The organism is Neochlamydia sp. EPS4 (genome assembly GCF_000813665.1).
In the GTDB taxonomy this organism is placed as follows: domain Bacteria; phylum Chlamydiota; class Chlamydiia; order Chlamydiales; family Parachlamydiaceae; genus Neochlamydia.
Genome location: NZ_JSDQ01000040.1, coordinates 1 through 7,646 on the forward strand (window position 1 = coordinate 1; position 7,646 = coordinate 7,646).

At 38.4% G+C, this 7,646-nt stretch carries 5 protein-coding genes; all 5 read left to right on the forward strand.

The window, feature by feature from the left end; genetic code table 11:
* A partial coding sequence (locus DB42_RS03740) for a leucine-rich repeat domain-containing protein (RefSeq protein WP_044881806.1) occupies positions 1-187 on the forward strand: 187 nt, incomplete at its 5' end.
* Between the two features lie 501 nt (positions 188-688).
* Positions 689-2,305, forward strand: coding sequence for a leucine-rich repeat domain-containing protein (locus tag DB42_RS03750; RefSeq protein WP_155117415.1), 1,617 nt, complete (start codon positions 689-691; stop codon positions 2,303-2,305).
* Between the two features lie 286 nt (positions 2,306-2,591).
* Positions 2,592-3,950 (forward strand): hypothetical protein, encoded by a 1,359-nt coding sequence (locus DB42_RS10330; protein ID WP_052435963.1) that lies wholly within the window; start codon positions 2,592-2,594, stop codon positions 3,948-3,950.
* A gap of 875 nt (positions 3,951-4,825) precedes the next feature.
* The gene (gene istA / locus DB42_RS03760) at positions 4,826-6,337 is read left to right on the forward strand and encodes an IS21 family transposase (RefSeq protein WP_044881808.1); all 1,512 of its coding nucleotides are present in this window, start codon (positions 4,826-4,828) and stop codon (positions 6,335-6,337) included.
* On the forward strand, positions 6,330-7,097 hold the full coding sequence (istB, locus tag DB42_RS03765) for an IS21-like element helper ATPase IstB (RefSeq protein ID WP_044881809.1): 768 nt from the start codon (positions 6,330-6,332) through the stop codon (positions 7,095-7,097). Before istA ends, istB begins: the two co-directional genes overlap by 8 nt.
* Positions 7,098-7,646 lie beyond the last annotated feature (549 nt).

Consider the following 7,646-nt stretch of genomic DNA (forward strand, 5'->3'; position numbering starts at 1 on the left):
CCAGCTCACCACTCTGCCTGCAGAAATCGGGCAGCTGTCTCAGCTGCAAACGCTTGACTTAAAAGAAAACCAGCTCACCAGTCTGCCTGCAGAAATCGGGCACTTGTCTCAACTTACCAAGCTTGAATTAGCGGAAAATCCTTTAAAAGATATTGCAGAAAAAATAAGGCAGCGTTTTCAATTGTAGAATGGCCGTAAATGCTTTTTAAATTGGCGTGAGCTAAAATGAAATAAAAAACTTTTAGCCATCTTATCTTTAAAGAAGCAATTCGCTTTTCTTCCAGCAACTAAGCAAGCTTAAACTAACCTACACATTTATTCTGCCGCACGAGTTAGATCTTGATCTAGGTGGAAATCCACTGAAAAGTATTCCTAATGAAATAAAGCAACGTTTTAGGCTATAACTGAAAAAGTTGGTATCTGCAGCACCTAATGTACTAGAGAAATAAATGGATGGGTTTGTAAGATGCCGAGAATATAGATAACCTTCCTATAGCATCCGAAGCTTGGAAGACTCACTCTGCTAAAAGATAGAAAGAATTTCTAAGGGTTTTTTATATTGCTAGCTTGCCTAAGCATGTCACTAAGCTGCTGTTAGATTTTGTTGGTCTATTTTGCTTTTTTCATGTATATAAATGCCTCTAAAAAGTGACTAAAAATAAGCTTAAAGTTTAAAGGAGACCATACCATGAATCCTATCTCTTCCATCACCCTACAACACTTGCCTAATGAGATATTATTTTCTATTTTAAAGCCATGTGCCAGCCCTTCGGTATCTAGCGTTTGTACAAGATGGCGACATTTGCTGGCTACGGAAGTCATGCCTTCCCTTCATAAGCAAATAGGTAAGATGCATGCTCCTCATAGAGAGATTAACGAACAGACTCTAATTTTAGATAAGCTTTATACGCTACCAGCTATGATTCCCGCAACAGCAAAGGTCTATGCAATCTTCAGGCAAATCTTTACACAAGCTAGGTCTCTTTCTCCTTTAGAATTTAAGTGGAAAACCGAGGAAAAAAGATATTTTACCCTCACTAATTACTGCTCTTATCTTGTAAATATTAACCGCCTCTTAATGTGGAAAGAACTTGGCAGAGGAGAAGAATATTTAGGGAGAGAAGAAATCAAGTACTTGCCTTTAGAAGAAAAAGGCAAGCTTTTTAAGGAATGGGTTAAAGATTATAGCAAAAATATTACGAAATTGCATTTAGCAAGAATTGGCTTAACCTTATTACCCGCAGAGATAGGGCAGCTATTGCAGCTAGAAGAACTTTTTTTAAATAGCAACCAGCTTACCATTCTTCCTGCAGAGATAGGGCAGTTATTGCAGCTGAAAGAGCTTTTCTTATATGGCAACCAACTTGTCTCCCTTCCTGCTGAGATAGGGCAGCTATTGCAGCTGGGATTACTTACCTTAGATAACAACCAGCTTACCACTCTTCCGGCAGAGATAGGGCAGCTATCAAAGCTCGAGGTTCTTAGCTTAGATAACAACCAGCTTACCACTCTTCCGGCAGAAATAGGGCAGCTATCAAAGCTCGAGGCGCTTCGCTTAAAAAACAACCAGCTTAACACACTTTCGGCAGAGATACGGCAGCTATCCCAGCTGCAATGGCTTGACTTAACAAACAACCAGCTTACTACTCTTCCCGCAGAGATAGGGCAGATATCCCAGCTGCAAACCCTTTCATTAAATAATAACCAGCTTACCGCTCTTCCGACAGAGATAGGGCAGCTAGTGCAGCTGAAACAGTTTTACTTAAATAACAACCAGCTTACAACTCTTCCCGCCGAGATAGGGCAGCTGGTGCAGCTGAAAGAGTTTTACTTAAATAACAACCAGCTTACAGCTCTTCCAGCAGAGATAGGGCAGATATCAGAGCTCCAAGAGCTTCAATTAAATAACAACCAGCTCACCTCCCTTCCTACTGAGATAGGGAAGCTATCTCAGCTGCTAGGATTAGATTTAAGCAGCAACAAAATTACCACTCTTCTTTCACAGATAGGGCAGCTATCAAAGTTGCAAGGACTTAACCTAGAAAGCAACGAACTCACCACTCTTCCCGCAGAGATAGGGCAACTATTGCAGCTGGAAGGGCTTTTCTTAAATAACAACCGACTTACCACTCTTCCGGCAGAAATAGGGCAGCTAGTGCAGCTGAGAGGATTTGAATTAAATAGCAACCAGCTTACTACTCTTCCGGCAGAGATAGGCCATCTGTCGCACGAGTTAGATCTTGATCTAGGTGGAAATCCATTGAAAAGTATTCCTAATGAAATAAAGCAACGTTTTAGGCTATAACTGAAAAAGTTGGTATCTGCAGCACCTAAGGTACTAGAGAAATAAATGGATGGATTTGGAAGATATTGAGAATATAGATAACCTTCCTATAGCATCCGAAGCGGGGAAGAATCACTCTGCTAAAAGATAGAAAGAATTTCTAAGGGTTTTTTATATTGCTAGCTTGCCTAAGCATAACGTTAAGTCATTTTTAGGTCTTGCTTGCCTATTTTGCTTTTTTTCATAGATATATATATGCTTCTAAAAAGCAACTAAAAATAGGCATAAAAACTAAAAGGGCCTTACTATGCACCCTAGCACTTCCATCACCCTAGAACAATTGCCTAATGAGATATTATTTTCTATTTTAAAGCTTTGTGCCAGTCCCTTCTTATCTAGCGTCTGTAAAAGATGGCATCATCTGCTGGCTACGGAAGTCATGCCTTCTCTTTATAGGCAAATAGGTAAGATGCATTTTCCTCAAGGAGATGTAGATGAGCGAGCTTTTCTAATAGATAAAATTTATAAGCTAGACGATGGACTTCCTGAAGTAGCAAAGGTTGCTGCAATCTTTAAGCAAGTCTTTAGCCTAGCTACAGCTCTTTCTCCATTAGAATTAGAATTTAAATGGAGAACGGAGGAAAAAAAATATCTTACCCTGGCTAATTACTCCTCTTATATGGTAAATACTAATCGCCTGTTAATGTGGAAAAAACTTCCAGGTGGAGAGGAATTCTTAGAGCAAGAAGAAATCAAGTACTTGCCTTTAGAAAGAAAAGGAGAGCTATTTGGAGGGTGGATTGAAGAGCATGGCAAAGAGATTACGTGTTTAAGCTTAAGCGAGAAGGGTTTGACCTTTTTACCTTTAGAGATAGTGTTGCTACCCCAGTTACAAGCGCTTTATCTAAGCAATAATCATCTCACAATTCTTCCTAGAGAGATAGGACAACTTTCTCATCTAAAATGTCTTGGTTTAAACGATAACCAGCTAAACACTCTTCCTGCTGAGTTAGGGCAGTTGTCTAATCTGCGAAGACTTTTCTTAGAAGGTAACCAGCTTAATACCCTTCCAGTAGAGATAGGAAGACTTTCGCAGCTGCGAGAACTTTCCTTAGAAGTCAACCAGCTTATCTCCCTTCCTGCAGAAATAGGCCAGCTTGCTCAGCTAAAGATATTAAACTTAAACTATAACCAGCTCAGCACCCTTCCAGCAGAGATAGGACAACTGTCTAAGCTACAAAAATTTTCCTTAGAAGGTAACTATCTTATTACTCTTCCAGCAGAGATAGGGCAGCTATCACAGTTGCAAACCCTTAGCTTAGAAAGTAACCAACTCGCTTTCCTTCCTGTAGAGATGGGTCAGTTAGCAAAGCTAAAAGACCTTGACTTAAAAGACAATCAGCTAACTCATCTTCCTAAAGAGATGGGACAGCTAACATATCTAGAAAGCCTTGTCGTAAGATGCAATCGGCTTACTAGCCTTCCTAAGGAGATATGTCAGTTGCTTCAGCTGAGACGGCTTGATATACGCTATAATCAGCTTACCTTCCTTCCTGTAGAGATAGAGCAGTTGAATAATAATGGAAACGTAATCCTTGATATAATCGGAAATCCATTTGAAAGTATCCCTCATGTGCTAAAAGAGCGGTTTCACCGCTGGTATTGAAAAAATTTTAACAGTTACGTTACCGACCTAGCATTAGTCAAATTTTTTCATAAAAAAGCCCTGAGGCAGGCTTTAGGTAAGCGGTCACGGGGGTAATCAATTATTTTTGGTAAGTAAAATAATTTGTAGAATTTATATTTGTCTAATCATAGTATGCAACCCTCATACGAACAGCTGTTTAAAGAAAATGCCTAGTTATGAGCTGAAAATACAAAGTTAGAAAAGAAGAAGAAGTTACGATAGGCTAAGACTTAAGTTACTATTCCTCAACAACGCATGCGTTAGCCCCAAACATGAGACTTAAATTAACTGCTAATGTTTCAGTTTTACTCTGTCTCCTACCCCTGTTTTTTACTATGCAAATTTTTTGGCAGTTTGTAGATAAGCATTAAAAAGCTATCCCTTTATGGCTGCTATTAAACTTTTCTTTTATCTTTAATACTATAAAGAGAACTTGCTGGATAAAATATCGCTTTATAAAAAGCTCAAATTTTCTATCATGCCATAAATTAATCATAGCTTATTAAGAGCGAGGGGAAAAAGGGACAGACAAGCCCCTTTTTTAGGTCTCCTCCTATAGAAGGATGCTAACTGAAAACCTTATTTTTTCTTAGGTTCTATATATATTATTTTGCATGTTTGATTTTCTTTTGTCATCCGTCATGGTTAGTGACCCAGGGTCGGCAGTTTTAGTGACCCACCCCCTCGTCACCTTTAGTGACCCACCCTAGCTACCAAAATTTTTTTTCTTTATTTCTCTTAAACTGCATAAATCTTCATGGGACAATCTTTTTTTATCTTGTCTCGAAAAGGAGATTTTATGCCAAGGAAGAGAAATATGGTAGAATTACAACAAGTCATTTTTCGACTAAAACTTGAAGCAAAGCATTCGCTCTATTAATCGCGATACCGGTATTCATCGTACGATTATCCGTAACCTCAATAAAGTTGCGAATAACAGCGGGTGGCTATCTAACGATAGATCTATCCTCTCTGAGAATGAAATTCATCAGGCTCTCGTAGCTTTTGATTTAAAAAAACCTTCAAAACCGCATGATTTAGATCCTCTTAAACCTTTAATTAAAGAGTGGTTAGCAAAGAACCATAGTTTTGTGGTCATTCATAAGCTTATTCAAGAGTACATCACGTGCAGTGAATCAACTGTACGAAGATTCATCCATCAACACTTTCCTAAACAAATTCAACCTATAATGATCAGAAAGCATATTCCCGGTGAATGTGCGGAAGTAGATTTTGGTTATCTAGGTTTATGTTTTGACCCTGAAAGTGGTAAAAATCGTCGTGCTTGGGTCTTTTCTTTAAGACTCCGTTACTCACGCAAAGCCTATCGTGAAGTTGTTTTTGATCAGAGCACTAAGACGTTTTTAGCCTGTCATATCCATGCTTTTGAATGGCTAGGTGGAGTCCCTACCAAAATTGTCATCGATAATCTAAAAGCTGGGGTAACAAAAGCTTCTTTGCATGAACCTTTACTCAACAGATCCTATCAGCAATTAGCAGAACACTATGCATTCATCATCAGCCCTTGCATTCCTTACAAGCCTCAACATAAAGGTGGGGTAGAAAACGACATCAAATACATCAAGAGAAGTTTCCTTTCCTTTTTCTTAGAAAGCCAAGCACAAAAAGGCATCGAAGTGCCTTCTAAAAGTGATTTTCAGAAAGCTCTTGACCAATGGAATGGCGAGGTTTCTGAAAAACGCAAAATTGGGGGTGTTGATCATACCCCTCAAGATCTTTTTGAAGAAGAAAAGGAGCATTTAAAACCCCTTCCAAGTTGTCGTTGGGATGCTTTGGAATGGTATTGTACAATTGTAGGAAAAGACTGGAGAGTGCGCTTTGATAAAGTTTGGTATTCGGTTCCTTATGCTTTTATAGGCAAAGAGGTACAAGTTTGTGCTAGCCAAAGCTCTGTTAAAATTTTCCATGCAGGCCAAGAAATTGCTATGCATTTACGTTCATATAAGCCCAATGATTACGTCAGGGCAAATTTACATGCCCCTTTGCAGCAAGAAGAAGTGCTTAATGCCACCCGAGGTGGATTACTAGCGCAAGCAGAAACCCTAGGCCCTTTTACCTTAAAGTTGAGTGAAGAGCTTCTTAATGATCCTTCTCATGATAAATTAAGGCCGGTTAGATTAATTTTAAAGCTTGCCTTACGCTATAGCCCTGCTAGATTAGAGAAAGCCTGCCAGAGAGCTCTTATTTACGGTACTATTTCTTATACCAGCATAAAAGCGATCTTAGAAAAAGCTTTAGATCAAAAGCCCTTTGAAGAGCAATCTACCCAATTAGATAAACCGCAAAAGTATTTTAAATTCGCTAGAGACCCACAATATTTTACCCAAGGAGCTATGTATGGATGAAATGATTTTGCTTAAAGCAAAACTTAACAAGCTTAAATTGTCTAAATTGTTGGAAACGCTTCAGGAACGTTTAAAACAGGCTATAAAAGAAAAATGGTCTTATTCGCAGTTTTTGGACATATTGCTTACAGATGAAATGGATCGTCGTAATCAAAGTCAGTTCGCAAAAAAGCTCGTAAAAAGCCATCTACAAGTCAATAAGACATTAGAAACTTTTGATTTTTCATTTAACACAAAAGTTTATGAGCCTATCCTTAAAGAATTAGCGACATGCCATTTTGTGGAAAATAAAGAATGCGTGCTAATCATCGGCCCCAGTGGAGTAGGAAAGAGCCATCTTGCCCAATCAATAGGCCATGAAGCTATTAGAAAAGGCTATGAGGTGCTTTTCTATAGAACATACCAGCTTTTTTATTGGATATCTATGGGCCATGGAGATGGCAGCTATAGAAAAAGGCTGCAGCAGGTCATTAAAGTCCCTTTATTAATCTTAGATGATTTTGGGTTACAATCGCTTAGTGAAGCCAGTCAAATGGATCTTTATGAAGTGATTTGTGAAAGATATGAGAAGGCTGCCACGATTATTACCAGCAATAGAGAATTTGGAGAGTGGCAGGAAATATTTGCCAATCCATTAATAGGTAGTGCAGCACTAGATCGTTTGATTCACAGAGCCACAAAGCTTGTGATTGAAGGAAAAAGTTATCGTATGGAACAATTCCATAAAAGATCAAAACAAAATAAAGAAACCGAGAAGTAAAGAAAAAATCCAAGCTAGGGTGGGTCACTAAAGGTGACGAGGGGGTGGGTCACTAAAACTGCCGACCCTGGGTCACCAACCATGACGGATGACATCTTTAGGATAAATTTTACCGAGATGCTTTTTAGGCAGTATTTTAATGCGAGTATCAATGCCAACAAATTTGATAGGGTAACCAATTTTTTTATAAAAAGCCCTAGACGCTTTTAAAGATGATAAGCGTTACAAATAGGAATAAAATCAAATTTATTTATAGCGCTTTCAGGTTCTTTGAGAAGTTTTTAATAGGACTTCATGGAATAAAAGGCGACTTGGCTACTATCACCTTTTTTTCTTGAAAAAATAAAAAGCAAAATATCTTGCTCAATGCAAAGTATGCCTTTCATCGGGTGTAATAACAATATATAGTGGTTTAAATTTTAAATTTCTTATCATCGACATATACTTAAAAAAGAGTAATCAATGGTTTGAGCAAGAGTCGAAAACTTGCTTAAGTTTGCTGCCACAATCTTCTTAAAATTAGCCCAAAAGGTTTCAATAGGGTTTAGA

Bases quoted from the DNA above. Each gene is read 5' to 3' on its own strand.
- DB42_RS03750 (WP_155117415.1), top strand. From the start codon at position 689: ATGAATCCTATCTCTTCCATCACCCTACAACACTTGCCTAATGAGATA.
- DB42_RS10330 (WP_052435963.1), top strand. From the start codon at position 2,592: ATGCACCCTAGCACTTCCATCACCCTAGAACAATTGCCTAATGAGATA.
- istB (WP_044881809.1), top strand. From the start codon at position 6,330: ATGGATGAAATGATTTTGCTTAAAGCAAAACTTAACAAGCTTAAATTG.